Source organism: Dolichospermum flos-aquae CCAP 1403/13F (assembly GCF_012516395.1).
GTDB classification, from domain to species: Bacteria; Cyanobacteriota; Cyanobacteriia; order Cyanobacteriales; family Nostocaceae; genus Dolichospermum; species Dolichospermum lemmermannii.
On record NZ_CP051206.1, the window covers coordinates 4,181,697 to 4,202,912 of the forward strand.

Below are 21,216 nucleotides of genomic sequence, written 5' to 3' on the forward strand. Positions count from 1 at the left end.
GGAGTGGTTTTAAGTTAATTAACTCAATTTACTAATGATAAGAAGATACAGGGCGGCAGGATGAATCACAAATTACTAATAATCAAGTTAGATAATTAGTAACGGGGAATATTATATATTTTTAACTTACGCGCTTCTATAATACCATTACGTCTTTTTTTCAGCACACTTGCAAATCAAACTCATTATGAGTATGATTTAACTAAATCTTGCTTTATCACCCATATTTTATGCTGGAAATTGATTTTACCGAGAATTTGCGAAATTTAATGCAAACAGTCGGTTATGAGAGTTTTAAATCTTTAAGTCGTGCTGCTGGTGTTTCACAATGGCAAATTTTGCAGTTGCGGAGGGGAAAAATCGGACAAATGCGGATAGAAGTATTGATAAAACTGTCAGAGATTTTACAGATATCTTGGACTGAGTTGGTAGAAAATTTCAGCGTTGATGGTTTATCTTCAAGTTTCCACAAAACTCATTCTTCTCATAAAAATATAGACTTATTAAAGCAAATTACAGATTTACAAGTTGAGTATGAACGATTAACATTGTCAATGTTAGAACAAAGAGAAGGATTAAAACAGGAATTTCAGCGGTCAAGTTTACAAATATTGGAATCTTTAATATTACAATGGCCAACAGCAGCACATAGAGCCAGGGAAGATCACCAGTTATCAGCAGTAAAGATATTACCTTTGGTAGATACGCCTTTAAAAAGATTATTACAGGATTGGAATGTGGAAGCGATCGCTTCTGTAGGCACAGAAATCCCCTATAATCCTCAATTCCATGAATTATTAGCAGGAACAGCACAACCAGGAGAAATTGTTAAAGTCCGTTATATAGGTTATATGCAACATGATCAGCTTTTGTACAGAGCTAGAGTAAGTCTCTTATAAACTCTTCTAAAGTTTATGCTCTTTTGAGTTTGATGGTTATTTGCTGATGAATTTATTGAAAATTACTCCATATTTTTGTGTACTAAATATCTTTTTATAATCTAATGTTAGGATATACTAATAAAATTAAAATCAGCACATTCTTAAATAAATCAAAATTAGAATATCATGAATCAGCAGGTGAAAGTGATTGCAATCAGTGGGAGTTTTAATGCTACTAACTCACAAAATTTTCAACAAAGTATTAAAGAAGTAATTGATAAGAGAATCTCCATTGTGTTGATTGACTGTCATCATGTTACCTTTATGGATAGTTCTGGATTAGGCACTCTGATTTTAACATTTAAAGCTTTACAGGAATCGGGAATAAAGATGGTTATTTGTTCAATTAATGAGCAAGTTAGGATGCTATTTGAATTAACTGGTATGGATGGCAAATTTACAATTGTTCCTAGTCAAGAAGCATTTGAAAATATTTTGCTTTCTGCTACTTGATTAATCAAATTTAACTTGAAGAATAGATAAATCATCCTCAAATGTCTCTTTGGAGTTTAAGTTAATTAGGTAATCCAGGATATAATCAAGTTGGTTATCAACAGAATACTGTAAGCTAATTAAAATCTGAATAAAACCTTCTAAACTCCAAAGAGTACCATTTGATTGAGTGATTTCGTAAGCACCATCACTAAAAATATAAAGGATGCTAGATTTTTCAATCTGACAATAAGCATCTGTATATTTAGCTTCAGGAAACATTCCTACAGGCATTCCTGGAGTTTTTAATCTTTTTACTTCTGTATGAGTAGGAGAATTGCCAGAGAGGATAATAGCTGGTGGATGTCCAGCACTAGAGTATGTTAATTGACGGCTAACTCGATTATAAACTCCATACCAAATCGTAAAATATTTATCATTTTGATAATTCATTTGAAAGGTATTATTTAAAGCTGCCAATACCTCACTAGGTTGATAGTAATTTAAATCTTTGAGTGCGCGGGAACGTAAGAGATTTAGTACAGAAATTGAAGGTAGAGTAGCTTTAAGTCCATGACCGGCAACATCTAGTAGGTAAATAGCTAAAGTATCAGCATCAAGCCAATTATAATCAAAACAATCCCCACCAAGTTGCCGTGATGGCAAAAACTTAAACTGAATACTCAGGGGCTTATTTACAGGCAGGGGTAAAAGGGATTTTACATATTCTGTAGCTTCGGCTAATTCTGTTTCTAAAAGTAGCTTTTGGGTCTGTAAATCCTGACTTAATTGATGCAGACGTAACCCGGCTCTAACTCTTGCTTGTAGTTCATTGTGTTCGATAGGTTTGGAGATAAAATCATCAGCACCAGCATCTAATCCCTTAACTCTATTGGCGACGGAATCTAAAGATGTTAATAAAATAAAAAATGTGGTAGATAATTTGGGATCTTTTTTAATGATATTACATACTTCTATACCACTTAATCCCGGCATAATCCAATCACATATAATTAAGGCTGGAGGTGAATCCAGAGTTCTTAAAATTCCTTCTTCTCCTGTACTCGCAGTAATAACTTGATAACCTTGTTTTTCTAAGATTCTTTTGAGGAACATTTGGATGGGTCGGTCATCATCAATGATTAGAATTTCAAACATGAGATTATTAGGAAAGGGGATTTAACCAAAACAATATAACTTGTTTTAATTGATTTAAATCTCGATAGACTTCTTGCTTTAACCATTGTCCTAAAGCATCAAAAGGACTAAAAGAACTTCCTGGTTGCCATTTAACATCTTGCCCTAAAGGTGTGGTATGAGTGCCTAATAGGGTTTGTGTTGTCACCATATTAGGAAAGAGTTCTTGTAAAATTGTTGTTAAGTTTGCTGATTGATCCAGGGTATCTTTATTAAATCTGATTACTAAATTCCGCCGAATCTGATAGCTGTCTTGAATTATTTGGTTAGTTTGTGCCGGTGTAGGTGTAAATTCAATGTCTAATTTGGAATTTAACTGAGAATTTAACTGTTCTACTAATGGTATGGCTTCATTGGCAGCAAAGTTATTAAAGGATATTAAAATATTACCAGCCCGTTGGATTGGAAACAGGCTACCAATTAGTAAATGGAGTTTACAACCCATGCTATGTCCGACTCCATAGGTGGGAAGGTACAGCTTACGGAGTTTTCCAGCGTCTTGTAACTTTTCTAGGGTATATTCAAATTTAAGTTGGACAGATTTAGCGATCGCTATATGATCTAATGTATTGACAAAAGGTGTGGCAATAATCACATATCCTTGATCTGCTAAATTTTCCAGTAACCAACGATAAGTTAAATGTGGTAAAGTGGCGACAAATGCACCACCTAAAAAATGAATAACCCCGATAGGATTACGGGGAATAAGTACCCAATTGCCTCTAATTTCTTGCCAGTTCATGTTAAAATAGGAGTCAGGAGTCAGGAGTCAGGAGAAGAAAGAGAAGGAAGAAGAAAGAGAAGGAAGTATTTTCTATAGATATATTTTACATTTACATCTAAACATATATCAAGTATTAACTCTGACTTTGCAAGTTTTTCATTTCCTGCTGTACATCTAGGGAAATTTGCAAAGCTTCATTTAATAATCTACCATGTTCGGTTGCTTCTTCAGTAACTTGCATTGATGCCAAAGCGGCTAAATTATTGGTAAATAAATCAGAATTAGTGATAATAAAACTTTTATTTTCTCGCAAAATTCTCTCTGTTTTTAAAGCGCGGATTAAATCATTTCTAGTTAATTCAAGTGCTAATAATACTTTTTCTCTTGCTTGTATACTTACTCCTAAGTTGCCAACATCTTCAATTTGGTCGTTAATATCTATAGCTTTAATCACGGAATTATATCTTTCCACATCATTTAGTAAAATCCGTAAAGAATTTGTCATATTCTGTTTGAGAAACTTACTTTTGCCTTTCCATAATAAATATAATAGAATTTGTATACTCCCACCTGTCCATAAAACGAAGATAATTAATGATAGCCAAGATGATAGTTTTACTAACAGGTAAGTACAAACAGAAATAGCAAGTCCAGCGAAAACCACAGTAGCAATTTCTGTTTTTTGAGCTTTCTTTAGCAATCTTATACCGAATTGCTGAATAACATCAGTAATAATTATTAATTTATTATGAACAGGTAAGTTAGTCGCATCTTGAAGTTGATCATGACTAATATCCAATCCCTGTAAATCATCTCGCACAGTTGCTAAATCCTTAACATACTATTGATTTAGTCTAATATAACAAGTGGATTTCCAGAATGGCAATTAATCGGTGATTTTAGGGAATAAATTCTAGAGAAGGATAGTTTGAATATTATGAGAAGTTCCCAAAAACTAATTAGATATTTCCTGATTTAAGTTACTTGCAACAAATAGCTCATGCAGTGCCCCATTAAAAAATAAACTACTAGCATTGCTGCTGCGGCCAATGCCACTAGTGTACCAGCCAGCATCAGCGAAAATTCTTTATGCTCATAAGCTTTTTCCATCAGGTGTAGCGACCATGCTACAAGTGCCACATCAAAGATTAAAATAGGAATCAACATATTTCTTAATATTTCTTCATAGAAGTACCCTTATCTTAACACTGTTTTGGATAACTGTGTTTTATCTTCAACAGATGCAGTTGGTCGCTGTGTTTGATATCAATCAGGAAGACGGACCCGAACATGGCGTTCTTGCAAATAAGTTTTAATTTGTGCTACACTCAGTTTCCCAAAATGTAACAAAGACGCTAAAAGTGCAGCTTCGGCTTTACCTTCCGTTAATGCAGTGTGAATGTGTTCACAATTTCCAGCACCACCAGAAGCAATCACGGGAATTTCTACAGCATTAGCGATCGCTTTTGTCAAGTCCAAATCATAACCAGCTTGAGTACCATCAGCATCCATACTTGTCACCAACAATTCTCCAGCCCCTCGTCTTGTGACTTCTTCCGCCCACCATAGAGCATCAATACCAGTATTTTCTCTACCACCGCGAACGTAGACATCCCAGCCAGGATTCTCAGGATCAAGCCTACGTCTAGCATCAATAGCTACAACAATACACTGATTACCAAAGCGATCGCTGGCATGATTAATTAAATCTGGATTTCTGACCGCCGCGGAATTAATACTAACCTTATCCGCCCCGGCTCGTAACAAATCTTTAACATTTTCTAAGGTTTGAATCCCACCACCCACAGTCAGGGGAATGAAGACCTGTTCAGCAGTCCGGTAAACCACATCAATAATCGTGTCCCTGTCTTCATGAGTAGCCGTAATATCTAGAAACACTAACTCATCTGCACCGGCTTCATTGTAAACCTTGGCCAGTTCTACAGGATCACCAGCATCCTTGAGATCCACAAAGTTAATTCCCTTCACAACTCTGCCCGCCTTGACATCTAGACAAGGTAAGATTCTTTTAGCCAACATAATGACGTTTTCACTCCCGGTAATTGCTAGGAATTTAAATTGTAAAGGCAATTGGGGAATAGTTGACAAGATAGGATCAACATATAACAGGTCTTGTCCAGACGAAAAACTAATTAAACAAATATACAGGCAAGAAGCAAGAGGCAAGAGGCAAGAGTAAAGAGTAAAGAAGTTTTCAGCGATTTTACATTTCTTTACACAGTTTGGTTTTATTGTGTTCACCTACTTAATGAAATAAATATTTATATTGTGAAAATAGTATCTGTATTCTCAACTAACCCCAAATATCCTATACTGATTTTACTTATGAACTGCTAAATCCCTATTTCTGTACTTCTGAATCCCTGAAAATTATGGCGATTATCTCTTCCAAAAAACAGCCTCCAGAACCGAATGGAGAACCCAAACAGCAACGGGAATCAGCCAAAGTACCCCCCGCAGAAAATCTGTTACAATCGGAAGCGGCTATTAATGAACAAGGGAAACCAGAAGAGAGTATTCGTCCCCAGCGCTTTGCTGATTACATCGGCCAAAAGGATTTAAAGGATGTTTTAGATATAGCCATTAAAGCCGCTAAATCTAGGGAGGAAGTCATGGATCATTTGCTGTTGTACGGACCACCAGGTTTAGGTAAAACCACAATGGCAATGATTTTAGCATCAGAAATGGGGGTAAGTTGCAAAATTACCAGCGCCCCAGCATTAGAACGGCCACGGGATATCGTGGGGTTATTGGTAAACCTGAAACCAGGAGATGTGCTGTTTATAGATGAAATTCATCGGTTATCACGGATGACAGAAGAAATTCTGTATCCAGCGATGGAGGATTATCGCTTAGATATTACGGTGGGTAAAGGTTCTAGTGCCAGAATTAGAAGTATACCTTTATGTAAATTTACCTTGGTAGGAGCGACAACTCGCGTCGGGGCTTTAACTTCACCATTACGCGATCGCTTTGGCTTAATTCAAAAGTTGCGTTTTTATGAAATAGAAGAACTGACTAAAATTGTTCTCCGCACTGCTGAATTATTACAAACCGCAGTTAATCCAGATGGGGCGACAGAAATCGCCAAACGTTCACGGGGAACACCAAGAATAGCCAATAGATTATTAAAAAGAGTCCGTGATTATGCGGAAGTGAAATCTTTCCTGGAAATTAATGCAACTGTTGCAGCAGAAGCATTACAACTATTCCAAGTAGATCCTTGTGGATTAGACTGGACAGATAGAAAAATGCTCAGTGTGATTATTGAAAACTTTAATGGTGGGCCAGTGGGTTTAGAAACTATCGCTGCTACCACTGGGGAAGACACCCAAACCATTGAAGAAGTATATGAACCATATTTAATGCAAATAGGTTATTTAAGCCGGACACCCAGGGGGAGAATCGCAACTAAAGCAGCCTATCAACACATGGGTTTTAAGCCACCTAATGAGCAGTTATCATTACTGTAGACCAGATCCCCGACTTCTTCAAGAAGTCGGGAATCTGTCGGGGATCTTAGGCTAAGACAAGAGAGAAAAAGAAAGCTCTGAATTTAATCCCTAATTACCTACTATGAGTTAAAATCTCATGGAAATCACACAAATAATTGAATATATAGGATTCCTATTTGATTTCTGAACAAGACTAAGAGAGAATACGGTGAGGTATACAAGTCTAACAAGGAACAATGATAAGTCAGCATTCAGAAACTGCAACACAGACAGTAAAAGTATCGCAGGAAGAGGCGATAGCTGAACTACAAGATTTTATAGATATGCGTCCAGATGCGCGTGAGGTAAGGAAAATTATTGGCAAACCACCGCGTTGAAATTGAGACAGGAAAGTTAAGAGTATTGCTGCTTGATGAGTGTCATTTAATGTGGGGAGACTTAAGTGGCTATGTTTGGGGGAAAACAGACCAAGAAATAACAGTGTCAGTCGTAAATGAGCGCGAAAAACAGACATATTACGGGGCGGTTGATTATCTCGAAGGACAATTACTGATGAAGGCTGATGACAAGGGCAACTCAGAAAATACTATTGACTACCTTCAATATCTTCTAAATCAGTCTCCTGACCAGCGATTACTGATTTTGTGGGATGGTGCTACTTATCATCGTTCCAAAGAGATTCGAGGTTTTTTGGCAGAAATTAATCAAGGCTTGGAACCCCCTGAATGGAAAATACACTGCGTTCGCTTTGCTCCTAATTGTCCAGAGCAAAATCCGATTGAGGATATTTGGTTACAAGCTAAAACATGGGTTCGGCGTTTCTGTGCATTGATACCTTCCTTCTCGCATTTAAAGTGGATGTTTGAGTGGTTTATTCGACACACTACCTTTGATTTTGCCACTCTTCAGATGTACGGAATTTGTTCAAAACTCAAATAGGAGTCCTATATATGAGTGAAAATAGGTTGATTCTAGGACAAAAAAAAGTCAGTTGTAAATCAAATGAAATCACCGCAATTCCATCACTATTAGAGACTCTGGACTTGTCTGGCTGCATTATCACTATTGATGCAATGGAGACACAAAAATCAATTGCCGAACAAATCATAGCTGGAAATAGATGTAGGTGGTAATTCTTTCGTTAAATCATGTCCTTTAATAAATTCTTGAACGATGAAAATCAAATCCCCAACTCCTTAAAGAAGTCGGGGATCTAAATTAAAGATATAAAAATACTAATTTAGTCTAAACTCCAGTTGCTACTAGCTGTTGATTAGTAACAGGAGCAAAAATATCTTCGTAACTTGGGAAAATTTCAAATACTGAATCAAGCTGGGTAAGTTCCAAAATCAACTTAACTGGAGCTTTGACATTACAAAGAACTAACCGACAACCACTTTGACGCGCTGATGTAAGTCCCTTGACGAGGGGGACTAATCCAGAACTATCCATGAAATCCACTTCTGATAAATCTATAACCCAGAGTTGGTGATGCTGAGGTTCAATTGCAGCCATCTGTTCGCTCAAGATAGTACCACTATCCAGGTCTATACTACCTTGAGGTTTGAACAAAATCACTTGGCGTTCTTGTGTAAGAGTCATAAATTTAACTTTGTATTTGAAACACTGATAAAGGAAAAATTGACATCAATACTGTTTATAATTCAACCGCATAATGACTGTTTTCGCAAATTTATGGGAATTAACAGTAGCACAGTTGAGAAAAAGTTTTTTCAGTACTTATGCCGTATAATTTGTTGACAAGTCTTTCTAGTATAAGCATAATTTACTGCTAATTTCGGTAACGAACTTATCATTATCTAAAATTATCTATAGCAATCCGGTTTGATTCATGAACTTACTTGTAGAGATAGGGAACAGGGAACAGGGAAGGAATTTTCTTCATTCTTCATTCTTCATTCTTCATTCTTCATTCTTCATTCTTCATTCTTCATTCTTCATCCTGACTCGGTGACTCCTGACTCGGTGACTCGGTGACTCCTGACTCGGTGACTCCTGACTCGGTGACTCGGTGACTCCTGACTCCTCCTATTGCGGTTTGATTGACACCCTAGCCAAAAACAAGCAAAGATATGGTAAAGGTAAAAATTTGTAAACTCGGTGGTGCTGGATGTCTTTTGAGCTACTTTCACTAGAAAACATCCAAGAAATTGCTCATAATTATGGTTATTTAGCGATTTTTTTGGGAATATTGCTAGAAAATTTGGGCATTCCTCTTCCTGGAGAAACCGTAACGATTGTTGGTGGTTTCCTTGCTGGTAGTAATGAATTAAATTACTGGCTGGTTCTCGGTAACGCTATTGGAGGTGCTGTAATTGGTGGTAATTGCGGCTATTGGATTGGTAGAGTTGGCGGTTGGCCTTTTCTGCTCCAAGCTGGCAAGATTTTCCGCATTTCCGAAGTCCGACTGCTGAGTATTAAAGAGCAATTTACGGAAAACGCCGCTAAAGCTGTATTTTTTGGCCGCTTTTTTGCCTTATTGCGGATTTTCGCTTCACCACTTGCGGGTATAGCAGAAATGCCCTTTGGTAAATTCCTGATTTATAACGTAGCTGGGGCGACTGCTTGGGGTAGCGTCATGGTGACATTAGCTTTTTTCGCGGGAAGGATTATTTCCCTAGAACAATTGGTGGCTTGGGTAAGTAAATTTGCAATTTTGGCGTTACTTATTTTAGTTGCTGTGATTGCTATACCAATTTGGTTAGAGTCCCGCGAAGTTAAGCAGCAAACAGAAGAGTAGTAAAGATCCCCGACTTCTTTAAGAAGTCGGGGATCTGAATTATTACTTATTCTGTTGCGCCCAAATGCGAGTAGGTAGTCCCCAAACGTAGATAAAGCCTTCTGCAGCTTTGTGATCAAATTGATCTTCTGCGCCGTAGGTGGCTAAATCGGGAGTGTAGAGGGAATTATCACTCCAACGGCCAACTATGGTGGCGTTACCTTTGAAAAGTTTTAACCGCACGACACCAGAAACTTTTTCTTGTGTTTGTTGAATAAAAGCATCTAAAGCTGCTTTGAGTGGGCTGTACCAAAGTCCGTTATATACGAGTTTGGTATAGGTTTCTTCCATACCTCGTTTGTACTGACTGACATCTGCTGTTAAAGTGAGGCTTTCTAAGTCACGGTGAGCGTTAATTAGAACTATCATTGCTGGTGATTCGTAAATTTCCCGTGATTTGATTCCTACCAAGCGGTTTTCAATCATGTCAATCCGCCCAATCCCATGATTACCAACGATTTTATTGAGTTGTTCAATTAACTCCACAGGCTGTTTTGATGTGCCATTGATGGTGGTAGGAAGCCCTTTTTGGAACCCAATTTCTAGATATTCCGGTTCATTGGGAGTATCAATTATGGCTTTGGTCATTTCATAGATTTCTTCTGGCGGCTCATTTGCTGGATCTTCCAATGTACCAGCTTCAATACTGCGACCAAGCAAGTTTTTATCTATACTGAAGGGAGAAGATTTTTTCACCGGTGCAGGAATACCAAATTGCTCACCATAAGCAATGGTTTGTTCCCGACTCATACCCCATTCTCTCGCTGGTGCAAGGATTTTGAGGTTGGGGTTGAGGGCTGTACAGGAGACATCAAAGCGTACTTGGTCGTTGCCTTTGCCTGTGCAACCGTGAGCGATCGCATCTGCACCATATTTTGCAGCGGCTTCCACTAATATTTTAGCAATCAAAGGTCGAGCCAGGGCTGTTCCTAAAGGATAGCGATTTTCATAGAGGGCGTTGGCTTGAATCGCTGGAAACGCGTAGTCTTTAACAAATATATCCTTAACATCCACTACCAAGGATTCACTTGCACCGGATTTCAGGGCTTTTTCTCGAACTGGTTCTAATTCATCTCCCTGACCTAAATCTGCTGCTAGGGTAATTATCTCTTCTACTCCCCACTCTTGCTTTAAATAGGGAATGCAAACAGAAGTATCAACTCCACCAGAATATGCTAGAACAACCTTTTTAGCGCGACCCATGAATTTCTCCACTTAGGAAAACAAAGAATGAGTTATTATTATATCTGACTTGCCTAGCGTATATTTTCTTGTGCAACAGTAACTTTGTTATATTTGTCTTATTCTCAATATGGCCAGTAGTTTTTTTGGGTGAAACTGTGTTTTTTAGTATTGTCATTCCTACTTATAATCGCTTACCAATTCTGGAAAAGTGCCTCCGCGCTTTAGAGAGTCAGGAGTTCAGCAACAAAAACTATATAGAAGGTTATGAAGTTGTATTGGTAGATGATGGTTCTACTGATGGTACTTTGAACTGGTTAGCAGTACACAAAGATGAGTTTTCTCATGTCCGCTGTTTTGAACAGGATCATGCAGGTCCGGCTGCAGCACGAAATTTAGGGGTGGAAAAAGCCCAAGGTGACACAATTATTTTTATTGATAGTGATTTAGTGGTTTTGTCTAACTTCCTGCAAGCTCATACAAATGCTTTGGTACAAGGAAAAGAGAAATTAGGAAATAACTGTTTTTTTACTTACGGTGCTGTAATAAATACTTGTAATTTTGCCAATCCCACCGCTGAACCCTATAAAATCACAGATTTTTCTGCTGCTTTCTTTGCTACGGGTAACGTGGCTATTCCTAAACGTTGGTTAGAAGAAGCTGGTTTATTTGATAATGGGTTTCAACTTTATGGTTGGGAAGATTTAGAATTAGGTGTGAGGTTAAAAAAATTAGGTTTGCAATTAATTAAATGTCCTGAAGCTGTTGGTTATCATTGGCATCCACCTTTTAGTTTACAGCAAATTCCTAAGTTAATTGATCAGGAAATTCAACGGGGAAGAATGGGAGTTTTGTTTTATCAAAAACATCCTACTTGGGAAGTGAAAATGATGATTCAAATGACTTGGTTTCATCGTTTATTATGGGGAATTCTTTCTGTAAACGGGTTATTGAATGAAAAAACTATGTCCCCATTTTTGCAATGGTTGATTGATTTGGGTAAGCCACAATTGGCTTTAGAAATTGCCCGAATTTTCTTGAATTGGTATAATGTAAAGGGTGTTTATGCGGCTTATTCTGAGATAGAAAGTAAATAATTAAATAATTGTTTCGCGCAGAAGAGCAAAGGTAGGAAGGATATAACAACCCAAAAAACAAAACCCCGTCTAAAAGAATAGAAGGGGCATTGTTGTTAAATAATAAACCTGGCATCGAGCTATTTTCACGGAGGGCTACCCCTAAACTATCGTCGCCGCAGCAGCGTTTCACCTCTGAGTTCGGGAAGGGATCAGTGTGGTTCCACCGCGCCATAGACACCAGGAAACAATTAAAAATTAAAAATTCAGAATTAAAAATTAATTACCGATTTTTAACTTAGGGTATTCACAACCCTGAAGACTGCAAAAAGAACGAGAATCAACAGTGATAATTAACCACCAAAAACCTTCATTTTTAATTTTTAATTATCAATTTTTAATTGAATAGAGGTCAAGCCCTCGGTCTATTAGTACCCCTCAGCTTCATACATTACTGCACTTCCACTTAGAGCCTATTAACGGGTGTTCTGCCCGTGACCTTACCTACAAATTGTAGTGAGAGTACTCATCTTGAGGTGGGCTTCCCACTTAGATGCTTTCAGCGGTTATCCTCTCCGCACTTGGCTACCCAGCGTTTACTGTTGGTACAATAACTGGTACACCAGCGGTGCGTTCCTCCCGGTCCTCTCGTACTAAGGAGGACTCCTCTCAATACTCTTGCGCCTGCACCGGATATGGACCGAACTGTCTCACGACGTTCTGAACCCAGCTCACGTACCGCTTTAATGGGCGAACAGCCCAACCCTTGGGACGTACTTCCGCCCCAGGTTGCGATGAGCCGACATCGAGGTGCCAAACCTCCCCGTCGATGTGGACTCTTGGGGGAGATCAGCCTGTTATCCCTAGAGTAACTTTTATCCGTTGAGCGACGGCCATTCCACTCTGCGCCGTCGGATCACTAAAGCCTACTTTCGTACCTGCTCGACTTGTCAGTCTTGCAGTCAAGCTCCCTTTTGCTTTTACACTCGTCGCACGGTTTCCAAGCGTGCTGAGGGAACCTTTGCGCGCCTCCGTTACCTTTTAGGAGGCGACCGCCCCAGTCAAACTGCCCACCTGAAACTGTTCCCCAACCGGCTGACGGTCGTGGGTTAGAATTCTAGCTTCGCCAGAGTGGTATCTCACCGTTAGCTCCCTATTCCCCAAAAGGAATAGTTCACCGCTTCCCACCTATCCTGCGCAAGCGAAGCCCGAACACAATTCCAGGCTACAGTAAAGCTTCATAGGGTCTTTCTGTCCAGGTGCAGGCAGTCCGTATCTTCACAGACATTCCTATTTCGCCGAGTCTCTCTCTGAGACACCATCCAGATCGTTACGCCTTTCGTGCGGGTCGGAACTTACCCGACAAGGAATTTCGCTACCTTAGGACCGTTATAGTTACGGCCGCCGTTCACCGGGGCTTCAGTCGCCAGCTTTACTTTCGCTGACCAGCTTCCTTAACCTTCCGGCACTGGGCAGGCGTCAGCCCCCATACGTCCTCTTGCGAGTTGGCGGATACCTGTGTTTTTGGTAAACAGTCGCCTGGATCTCTTCACTGCGACCCACGTCTGAGGTGGGCACCCCTTCTCCCGAAGTTACGGGGCCATTTTGCCGAGTTCCTTAGAGAGAGTTATCTCGCGCCCCTTGGTATTCTCAACCTCCCTACCTGTGTCGGTTTCGGGTACGGGTGTTCTATCTTCATCACATAGCGAGCTTTTCTTGGCACTATCCTTCACCACTCGGAGTTCGTAAACTCCTCCCAAACCAATCAGGGTATGGCTATCTTTGATGCGTCCCTCTCTATGCTCCCACAGAACAGTAAGTGACTATTGACACTTTGTCCATCGACTACGCCCTTCGGCCTCGCCTTAGGTCCCGACTAACCCAGAGTGGACGAACCTGGCTCTGGAACCCTTAGGGTTTCGGGGTGTATGATTCTCACATACATTTGCGCTACTCAAGCCGACATTCTCACTTCCGTTTCGTCCACAGCTGCTCGCCGCTACTGCTTCAACCTACGACGGAACGCTCCCCTACCGATTAATAATTTAATATCAATCCCACAGCTTCGGTACATCGCTTAGCCCCGTTCATTTTCGGCGCAAGATCGCTTGACTAGTGAGCTATTACGCACTCTTTCAAGGGTGGCTGCTTCTAGGCAAACCTCCTAGTTGTCTAGGCAATCTCACCTCCTTTATCACTTAGCGATGATTTGGGGACCTTAGCTGGTGGTCTGGGCTGTTTCCCTCTTGACAATGAAGCTTATCCCCCACTGTCTCACTGGCAATGTCTTCTTCTGGGTATTCTGAGTTTGTCTCGATTTGGTACCGGTCTCCCAGCCCGCACCGAAACAGTGCTTTACCCCCCAAATTTAATCATTACCGCTGCGCCTCAACACATTTCGGGGAGAACCAGCTAGCTCCTGGTTCGATTGGTATTTCACCCCTAACCACACCTCATCCGCTGATTTTTCAACATCAGTCGGTTCGGACCTCCACTTGGTGTTACCCAAGCTTCATCCTGGACATGGTTAGATCACCAGGGTTCGGGTCTATAAACACTGATTTAACGCCCTATTCAGACTCGGTTTCCCTTTGGCTCCAGCATTCTCGCTTTAACCTACCAGTGCCTATAAGTCGCCGGCTCATTCTTCAACAGGCACGCGGTCATCCGTTAAATCGGACTCCCACTGCTTGTAAGCTTATGGTTTCATGTTCTATTTCACTCCCCTTCCGGGGTTCTTTTCACCTTTCCCTCGCGGTACTTGTTCACTATCGGTCACACAGTAGTATTTAGCCTTACGAGGTGGTCCTCGCTGATTCACATGGAATTCCTCGTGCTCCATGCTACTCGGGATTCAGCTACTATCCTTTGACTTTCAACTACGGGACTTTCACCCCCTCTGGTACAGTATTTAGCTGTTTCGTCTAATCTCTAGATTCGATATTGCTGTCCCACGACCCCAGAAGATAAATCCTCTGGTTTAGGCTCTTCCCCTTTCGCTCACCACTACTGAGGGAATCTCTAGTTTGATTTCTCTTCCTCCAGCTACTAAGATGTTTCAGTTCGCTGGGTTGGCTCTTTCCTGTCTATATATTCAACAGGTAGTACATAGGGTTGCCCCATTCGGATATTTCCGGCTCATAGTTTGCTTCCAACTCCCCGGAACATTTCGTCGGTAACCACGTCCTTCTTCGCCTCTGTGTGCCTAGGTATCCACCATTAGCCCTTATTAGCTTGACCACATTTCTTTTTGTCTGCTTTGATGAAACATTCTCATGTTTCACGTCTGCGCTGCTAATTCTCGTTCTCTTATGCAGTTTTCAAGGTTCTGGCTGGAATTTAACCCAGCATTCTAACTTAATTTGTTAGGTGCTGACTTTGATTCAGTTATGATCTCAGATTCAGTTTTTGACCTAAGCCAAAATAATACTTTGAAAGATTTATCCCAATCTCGACCGACCTAGGTTAGACCAATTTAGGCTCTATTAGCAATTTTCATTGCTTTCAAGTTCTAAATGGATTAGGTCTCCCTAAAAGGAGGTGATCCAGCCACACCTTCCGGTACGGCTACCTTGTTACGACTTCACCCCAGTCATCAGTCCTACCTTAGGCATCCCCCTCCAAAAGGTTGGGGTAACGACTTCGGGCGTGACCAACTTCCATGGTGTGACGGGCGGTGTGTACAAGGCCCGGGAACGAATTCACTGCAGTATGCTGACCTGCAATTACTAGCGATTCCTCCTTCACGAAGGCGAGTTGCAGCCTTCGATCTGAACTGAGCTCCGGTTTATGAGATTCGCATCACATCGCTGTGTAGCTGCCCTTTGTCCGGAGCATTGTAGTACGTGTGTAGCCCAAGACGTAAGGGGCATGCTGACTTGACGTCATCCCCACCTTCCTCCGGTTTGTCACCGGCAGTCTCTCTAGAGTGCCCAACTTAATGCTGGCAACTAAAAACGAGGGTTGCGCTCGTTGCGGGACTTAACCCAACATCTCACGACACGAGCTGACGACAGCCATGCACCACCTGTGTTCACGCTCCCTAAGGCACTTCCATCTTTCAACGGAATTCGTGACATGTCAAGTCTTGGTAAGGTTCTTCGCGTTGCATCGAATTAAACCACATACTCCACCGCTTGTGCGGGCCCCCGTCAATTCCTTTGAGTTTCACAGTTGCCTGCGTACTCCCCAGGCGGGATACTTAACGCGTTAGCTACGGCACAGCTCGGGTCGATACGAGCTACGCCTAGTATCCATCGTTTACGGCTAGGACTACTGGGGTATCTAATCCCATTCGCTCCCCTAGCTTTCGTCCCTCAGTGTCAGTTTTGGCCTAGCAGAGCGCCTTCGCCACCGGTGTTCTTCCTGATATCTACGCATTTCACCGCTACACCAGGAATTCCCTCTGCCCCGACCATACTCTAGCTTTGTAGTTTCCACTGCTTTGATCTGGTTGAGCCAGACTCTTTAACAGCAGACAAACAATGCCACCTGCGGACCCTTTACGCCCAATCATTCCGGATAACGCTTGCATCCTCCGTATTACCGCGGCTGCTGGCACGGAGTTAGCCGATGCTTATTCCTCAGGTACCGTCATTTTTTTCTTCCCTGAGAAAAGAGGTTTACAACCCAAGAGCCTTCCTCCCTCACGCGGTATTGCTCCGTCAGGCTTTCGCCCATTGCGGAAAATTCCCCACTGCTGCCTCCCGTAGGAGTCTGGGCCGTGTCTCAGTCCCAGTGTGGCTGATCATCCTCTCAGACCAGCTACTGATCGTCGCCTTGGTGCGCCTTTACCACACCAACTAGCTAATCAGACGCAAGCTCTTCTTCAGGCAGCAAGCCTTTCACCTCTCGGCACATTCGGTATTAGCCACCGTTTCCAGTGGTTGTCCCCAACCTGAAGGTAGATTCTTACGCGTTACTCACCCGTCCGCCACTATCTCCGAAGAGACCGTTCGACTTGCATGTGTTAAGCATACCGCCAGCGTTCATCCTGAGCCAGGATCAAACTCTCCATTTTGTTTCTTTCGAGTTTGTCGGCTCCGAAATTAGTTAAAATCTCGAATCCTCTTTAAATTATCTTCACGACGAGGATTGGTTTAATCTATTCTTTCAAAGTATTATTTTTTCTCGGTTCAGTTGCCGGGAGTTGTTTTCTCTTCCCGGCACTCATCTAATATAGCAATCCTTTCTTTTCTTGTCAAGGGGTTTGGGAAATATTTTTTTTAGGCAATACCTTAGCCAATTTACGAGGGTGAAACAATGATAGTAGTCTGTCAATCCAAAAATGACGGGTAAAGGCAAGCAGGGGGAGAAGAGGGGCAGGGGGAGTAGGGGAGGGAAAAACAGAAGTTTTTTCCGATCATTTATTGCGTATTTACAGGTATATCTAATACTACCCTAAATCTATTAAGTAGGTTGGCGTTAAAAATTATTGTCGTTATGGCAAGGAAACAGGAAAGAGGCACTCATGCAAGAGTGAAGAAGTTTTGGGCGATTTTACTTTTCTTGACACATTTTGGTTTTTCTCAGCCCACTTACTTAAAAATTGCCGGTTTGAGTGAAAATGATCTATGATGATGGCGGGCAAGACTTGTACTGAGCTTGTCGATAGCGCAGCGTGGCGTTAGCCATAGTATGCCCACCCCACAAGAGTTGAATTTTAACGTTCTATTGCGTCTTTAATCCACTGTTGCAATGTATTGACTACTTCCTCAATGACAATTTCTTGAGATTCACGATTTGCGCGTTTGACTACTTCGACTTTACCATTTGTAATCGCTCGTCCGGTGACTATTCTAAAGGGAATCCCGATTAAATCTGCATCTTTGAATTTAACCCCTGCGCGTTCATCTCTGTCATCTAATAATGTTTCTACACCTGAAGAGTTGAGTTCGGTGTAAAGTTTTTCGGCGACGGCGATCTGTTGGGCATCTTTAATGTTAGGAATTGTGATAATGGCGTGATATGGTGCGATCGCTACTGGCCAAATTATGCCATCTTTATCATAGGATTGTTCTACGGCTGATTGTGCTAAACGTGACACGCCAACACCATAACAACCCATAACTAAAGGCTTTTCTTCCCCTTGTTCGTTGGTATAAGTTGCACCCATAGCTTGGGAGTATTTTGTCCCCAGTTGGAAGATGTGACCAGCTTCGATACCTCTAGCTGTTTGTAGGGTTTGGGTTGGGTCATGCAGGGAGCGATCGCCTAATTTTGCTTTACGAATATCTACGGCTATAGCAGGTAATTTAAATTGCTCATTCCAATTTGCACCAACTACGTGAAAACCGCTTTCATTTGCACCAGTAACAAAATTCTTTAACTCCACCGCAGTTTGATCTACCAACCGCACAAATTGAGAATTTACCTGTTTACTTCCCGCAATATAATCATCAGCAATGTCTGGTGCGATATAACCTAAAGGTAAAGATTTAGCTTTCCACGTTTCTTGGGCTTCAGCATTTGGTACAGTTAGAGTCAGAATAGTTTTAGCACCAAATTGAGGAGCTAATTTAGTTAATTCATTTTGTAATTTAACTTCATTGATTTCCTGATCTCCGCGAATATTTATCAACACCAAAAGCGTTAAACCGTTATCATATACAGTTTGATATAAAACGTTTTTGACAATTTGAGTAGGAGAACATTTCAAGAAATTACAAAGTTTTTCAATTGTATCAATTCCCGGAGTTTCCCGTTTTTCGTAAGTTGTAAAAGGTGAAGTTTCCGCATCTGCTGGTAAAGAAACTGCCTTTTCTACGTTTGCGGCATATTTACCATCTTCAGTGTAGAGAACTTCATCTTCTCCTGCTTCTGCTAATACCATAAATTCTGTCGAACCAGAACCACCAATAGCACCAGAATCAGCTTCCACAGCCCGAAAAGCCAAACCAGAACGCCGCAACATATTACTGTAAGCAGTGTACATTTCCTGGTAAGTTTTTTGCAAACTTTCTTCATCAGCATGAAAAGAATAACCATCTTTCATGATAAATTCTCGTCCACGCATTAAACCAAAACGAGGACGAATTTCATCACGAAACTTAGTTTGAATTTGATATAAATGTACAGGTAATTGACGATAGGAACGAATCATATCACGGGCAACTGTGGTAATTACTTCTTCGTGAGTTGGTCCTAGTCCTAATTGTTGTTCTCTTCTATCAACCAAAGAAAACATAATTCCTTCAGCCTTAGTATAAGTATCCCAGCGTCCTGACTCCTGCCATAATTCAGAAGGTTGTAACTGCGGTAATAAACATTCTTGTGCGCCGGTAGCGTTCATTTCTTCCCGGACAATTTGGGAAACTTTTTGCAAAACCCGCCACATTAGGGGAAGATAAGCATAAATCCCACTACCGATGCGACGGATATAACCTGCACGGAGTAATAATTTATGGCTAGGGATTTCCGCATCAGCAGGATCATCCCGTAGTGTAACAAATAACATTTGTGATAATCGCATTCTTTTTACCTTTATTTGCTAACTTTTCAAATCGGTTACGTCTAAAATATTTCCATGTAGTCGAAAAAGTTCTGTAGTCAGGACTTACAACCTAGACCACAAAATGAGTTCATCTATTTCTTTGCGTCTTTGCTCCTTTGCGTCTTTGCGCGAAACAATACTTTTTTCATCTAACTTGAGGAGATAACTACCTTGTCTGAAGCAATGTATCAAGCACAACCACCTTTAGAATTTATTCCGCCAGCTTTTAACCCTTTGTTGTTAAAGTTGGTACATTTAGTTCTACCTGACTGGATTCGGTGGAAAACACCCATTAGCAACATTGAAGCAAACAATGTTGAAACTTTGGCGGATTGTTATCAGCGGTTTCAGGATGGTAAAATCCGGTTTATGTTGGCGTTTCGTCATCCTCAAACAGCAGACCCTCTTTGTTTAACTTATTTACTGTCCCAAATCTTGCCTAAAGTAGCACGAGTTGGGGGTACACGGCTACAATATCCACTTCATGCCCATTTTATCTATGATCGGGGAATTCCTCTTTGGGCTGGTTCTCACGTGGGTTGGGTAATTTCTCACTTGGGGGGAACTCCGATTCAACGCGGTAAAGCCGATTGGACTGGGTTGCGTTCCGCACGGGATTTGTATATTAATGGTAAGTTTCCTATGGCTGCTGCGCCCGAGGGTGCTACAAATGGTTTATCGGAGATTATTAGTCCGTTAGAACCGGGTATCGCACAGATGGGTTTTTGGTGTGCGGAAGATTTACAAAAAGCGGGAAGAGATGAGGAAGTTTTAATTGTACCAATTGGCATTAAATATAGTTATGTCCATGAACCTTGGGATAATATAGCAAATTTATTAACTGAATTAGAGGCAGCTAGTGGTTTATCTGTGAATCAAGAGAAAACTGAGGCTTCTTTTGCTGCGCTTTATCCCCGATTATTAGGGTTAGCTGAACATTTATTATCGGTAATGGAGCAATTTTATACTAAATTTTATCATCAAACATTGCCAGATGAAAAGATTACTAATGGGGAAATTACAGATAGAAATGAGGCTTTAGCTTATCGGTTACAAGCTGTAATGAATATCGCTTTATTTATTGCTGAACAATATTTTGATTTACCATCTAGAGGGAATTGGAATGATAGATGTAGACGGGTAGAACAAGCAGGTTGGAATTATATATTTAGGGAAGATTTTAAGGATATTAAATTATTATCATCTATTGATAAAAGTTTGGGAGATAGAATTGCTGAGGAAGCATATTTTCGGATGTGGCACATGAGGTTAGTTGAGAGTTTTGTAGCTGTTTCTGGGATTTATATCCGGGAAAAACCAACGGTGGAAAGATTTGCAGAAATGACTTTACTTTTATGGGATATGGTGAATAAAATTAAGGGGAATATTCCTTTAAATCGTCCAGAATTGGGTAAGCAGCAGGTGAAGATAACTGTGAGTACACCAATTTCTGTTTCTGGACGTTATCCGGTTTATAAAGGTAGTCGGGTTGCTGCTAGACAATCTGTGGCTGAGTTGACGAGTGATTTGCAGCAGGTTTTGGAGGGTTTGGTGGATAAGGAATGATTTTTTGGTAATTTGGCTAGTTGTTTACATAATTTTAATCTTGTCAGAATCAGGATATCCAGGATTTGAGGATTTTCAGGATGTAATTTTTTGATTATTTATTAGTTGTTGATAATTAGGATAGAGAAATTATACTTCATGAAGCATCATCACCCGCCTGGGAATTTATTCCCAGTCTTATAGCGAAAGTCCGTTAAAATGGACTAAAAGAATTTTGCAATAAACATCCTGTAAATCCTTTAATCTTGGATATCCTGATTCTTACAGTTTAGGGTTTATAATTGATATACAGTGTAATATTGCCTATAACCTAGTAAATGACATAAATAA

The 21,216-nt window shown here is 40.7% G+C and carries 16 protein-coding genes, 3 rRNA genes and 2 pseudogenes; 10 read left to right on the forward strand and 11 right to left on the reverse strand.

Going from position 1 to position 21,216, the window contains the following annotated elements:
* The first annotated feature begins 230 nt into the window (after positions 1–230).
* A complete protein-coding gene (gene grpE, locus HGD76_RS20140) occupies positions 231–899 on the forward strand; it encodes a nucleotide exchange factor GrpE (protein WP_168651871.1) in 669 nt (222 codons plus the stop codon).
* A 168-nt stretch (positions 900–1,067) separates the two neighbouring features.
* Positions 1,068–1,394: an STAS domain-containing protein gene (locus tag HGD76_RS20145; RefSeq protein WP_015079460.1), complete on the forward strand. Its 327-nt coding sequence runs from the start codon at positions 1,068–1,070 to the stop codon at positions 1,392–1,394.
* Here HGD76_RS20145 and HGD76_RS20150 read toward each other — a convergent pair whose 3' ends face one another.
* The 5 genes from HGD76_RS20150 to hisF form a co-directional block, all read right to left on the reverse strand.
* Positions 1,395–2,531, reverse strand: coding sequence for a PP2C family protein-serine/threonine phosphatase (locus tag HGD76_RS20150; protein WP_168696825.1), 1,137 nt, complete (start codon positions 2,529–2,531; stop codon positions 1,395–1,397). It abuts the gene before it with no gap.
* Positions 2,532–2,538: 7 nt separating this feature from the next.
* Positions 2,539–3,312 carry a DUF1350 family protein gene (locus HGD76_RS20155; protein WP_168696826.1) on the reverse strand — a complete coding sequence of 258 codons (774 nt, stop codon included), beginning with the start codon at positions 3,310–3,312 and terminating at the stop codon, positions 2,539–2,541.
* Between the two features lie 115 nt (positions 3,313–3,427).
* The gene (locus HGD76_RS20160; RefSeq protein ID WP_168696827.1) at positions 3,428–4,114 is read right to left on the reverse strand and encodes a hypothetical protein; all 687 of its coding nucleotides are present in this window, start codon (positions 4,112–4,114) and stop codon (positions 3,428–3,430) included.
* Between the two features lie 155 nt (positions 4,115–4,269).
* Positions 4,270–4,461 (reverse strand): hypothetical protein, encoded by a 192-nt coding sequence (locus HGD76_RS20165; protein WP_168696828.1) that lies wholly within the window; start codon positions 4,459–4,461, stop codon positions 4,270–4,272.
* 99 nt (positions 4,462–4,560) lie between these two features.
* On the reverse strand, positions 4,561–5,334 hold the full coding sequence (hisF, locus tag HGD76_RS20170) for an imidazole glycerol phosphate synthase subunit HisF (protein ID WP_168697515.1): 774 nt from the start codon (positions 5,332–5,334) through the stop codon (positions 4,561–4,563).
* A 353-nt stretch (positions 5,335–5,687) separates the two neighbouring features.
* Here hisF and ruvB point away from each other — a divergent pair, with 353 nt between their 5' ends.
* The 4 genes and pseudogenes from ruvB to HGD76_RS20190 all read left to right on the forward strand — a co-directional run.
* Positions 5,688–6,788, forward strand: coding sequence for a Holliday junction branch migration DNA helicase RuvB (gene ruvB, locus HGD76_RS20175; RefSeq protein WP_168696829.1), 1,101 nt, complete (start codon positions 5,688–5,690; stop codon positions 6,786–6,788).
* Positions 6,789–7,006: 218 nt separating this feature from the next.
* Positions 7,007–7,147 carry a hypothetical protein gene (locus tag HGD76_RS20180; RefSeq protein WP_168694813.1) on the forward strand — a complete coding sequence of 47 codons (141 nt, stop codon included), beginning with the start codon at positions 7,007–7,009 and terminating at the stop codon, positions 7,145–7,147.
* Positions 7,125–7,709, forward strand: a pseudogene (locus tag HGD76_RS20185) (IS630 family transposase); the annotation flags it as partial. The gene HGD76_RS20180 and the pseudogene HGD76_RS20185, both read left to right, overlap by 23 nt.
* A 17-nt stretch (positions 7,710–7,726) precedes the next feature.
* Positions 7,727–7,879 (forward strand): annotated as a pseudogene (locus HGD76_RS20190) (ISAs1 family transposase); the annotation flags it as partial.
* Between the two features lie 136 nt (positions 7,880–8,015).
* Here HGD76_RS20190 and HGD76_RS20195 read toward each other — a convergent pair.
* Positions 8,016–8,372, reverse strand: a complete 357-nt coding sequence (locus tag HGD76_RS20195; protein WP_168696830.1) for an STAS domain-containing protein — start codon at positions 8,370–8,372, stop codon at positions 8,016–8,018.
* Positions 8,373–8,901: 529 nt separating this feature from the next.
* Between HGD76_RS20195 and HGD76_RS20200 the strand changes: the two genes are divergently transcribed.
* Positions 8,902–9,531: a DedA family protein gene (locus HGD76_RS20200; protein WP_015079472.1), complete on the forward strand. Its 630-nt coding sequence runs from the start codon at positions 8,902–8,904 to the stop codon at positions 9,529–9,531.
* Positions 9,532–9,573: 42 nt separating this feature from the next.
* Here HGD76_RS20200 and HGD76_RS20205 read toward each other — a convergent pair whose 3' ends face one another.
* A complete protein-coding gene (locus HGD76_RS20205) occupies positions 9,574–10,773 on the reverse strand; it encodes an argininosuccinate synthase (RefSeq protein ID WP_148766469.1) in 1,200 nt (399 codons plus the stop codon).
* Between the two features lie 125 nt (positions 10,774–10,898).
* Between HGD76_RS20205 and HGD76_RS20210 the strand changes: the two genes are divergently transcribed.
* Positions 10,899–11,849, forward strand: coding sequence for a glycosyltransferase family 2 protein (locus HGD76_RS20210; RefSeq protein ID WP_148766467.1), 951 nt, complete (start codon positions 10,899–10,901; stop codon positions 11,847–11,849).
* 106 nt (positions 11,850–11,955) lie between these two features.
* On the opposite strand, the gene rrf is transcribed toward HGD76_RS20210, so the two are convergent.
* From rrf to HGD76_RS20225, 3 genes are all read right to left on the reverse strand, one after another.
* Positions 11,956–12,073 (reverse strand): 5S ribosomal RNA (gene rrf, locus HGD76_RS20215).
* Between the two features lie 163 nt (positions 12,074–12,236).
* Positions 12,237–15,068, reverse strand: a 23S ribosomal RNA gene (locus HGD76_RS20220).
* 293 nt (positions 15,069–15,361) lie between these two features.
* Positions 15,362–16,848: ribosomal RNA gene (locus tag HGD76_RS20225) — 16S ribosomal RNA — on the reverse strand.
* The 16S, 23S and 5S rRNA genes sit together here, the layout of an rRNA operon.
* A 422-nt stretch (positions 16,849–17,270) precedes the next feature.
* On the opposite strand from HGD76_RS20225, the gene HGD76_RS25990 reads away from it, so the two are divergent.
* A complete protein-coding gene (locus HGD76_RS25990) occupies positions 17,271–17,405 on the forward strand; it encodes a hypothetical protein (protein WP_256369476.1) in 135 nt (44 codons plus the stop codon).
* 85 nt (positions 17,406–17,490) lie between these two features.
* Here HGD76_RS25990 and proS read toward each other — a convergent pair whose 3' ends face one another.
* Positions 17,491–19,299 carry a proline--tRNA ligase gene (proS, locus tag HGD76_RS20230; RefSeq protein WP_168696831.1) on the reverse strand — a complete coding sequence of 603 codons (1,809 nt, stop codon included), beginning with the start codon at positions 19,297–19,299 and terminating at the stop codon, positions 17,491–17,493.
* A gap of 204 nt (positions 19,300–19,503) precedes the next feature.
* On the opposite strand from proS, the gene HGD76_RS20235 reads away from it, so the two are divergent.
* Complete coding sequence (locus HGD76_RS20235) at positions 19,504–20,886, forward strand: 1-acyl-sn-glycerol-3-phosphate acyltransferase (RefSeq protein ID WP_210967802.1); 1,383 nt, start codon at positions 19,504–19,506, stop codon at positions 20,884–20,886.
* Positions 20,887–21,216: the final 330 nt, after the last annotated feature.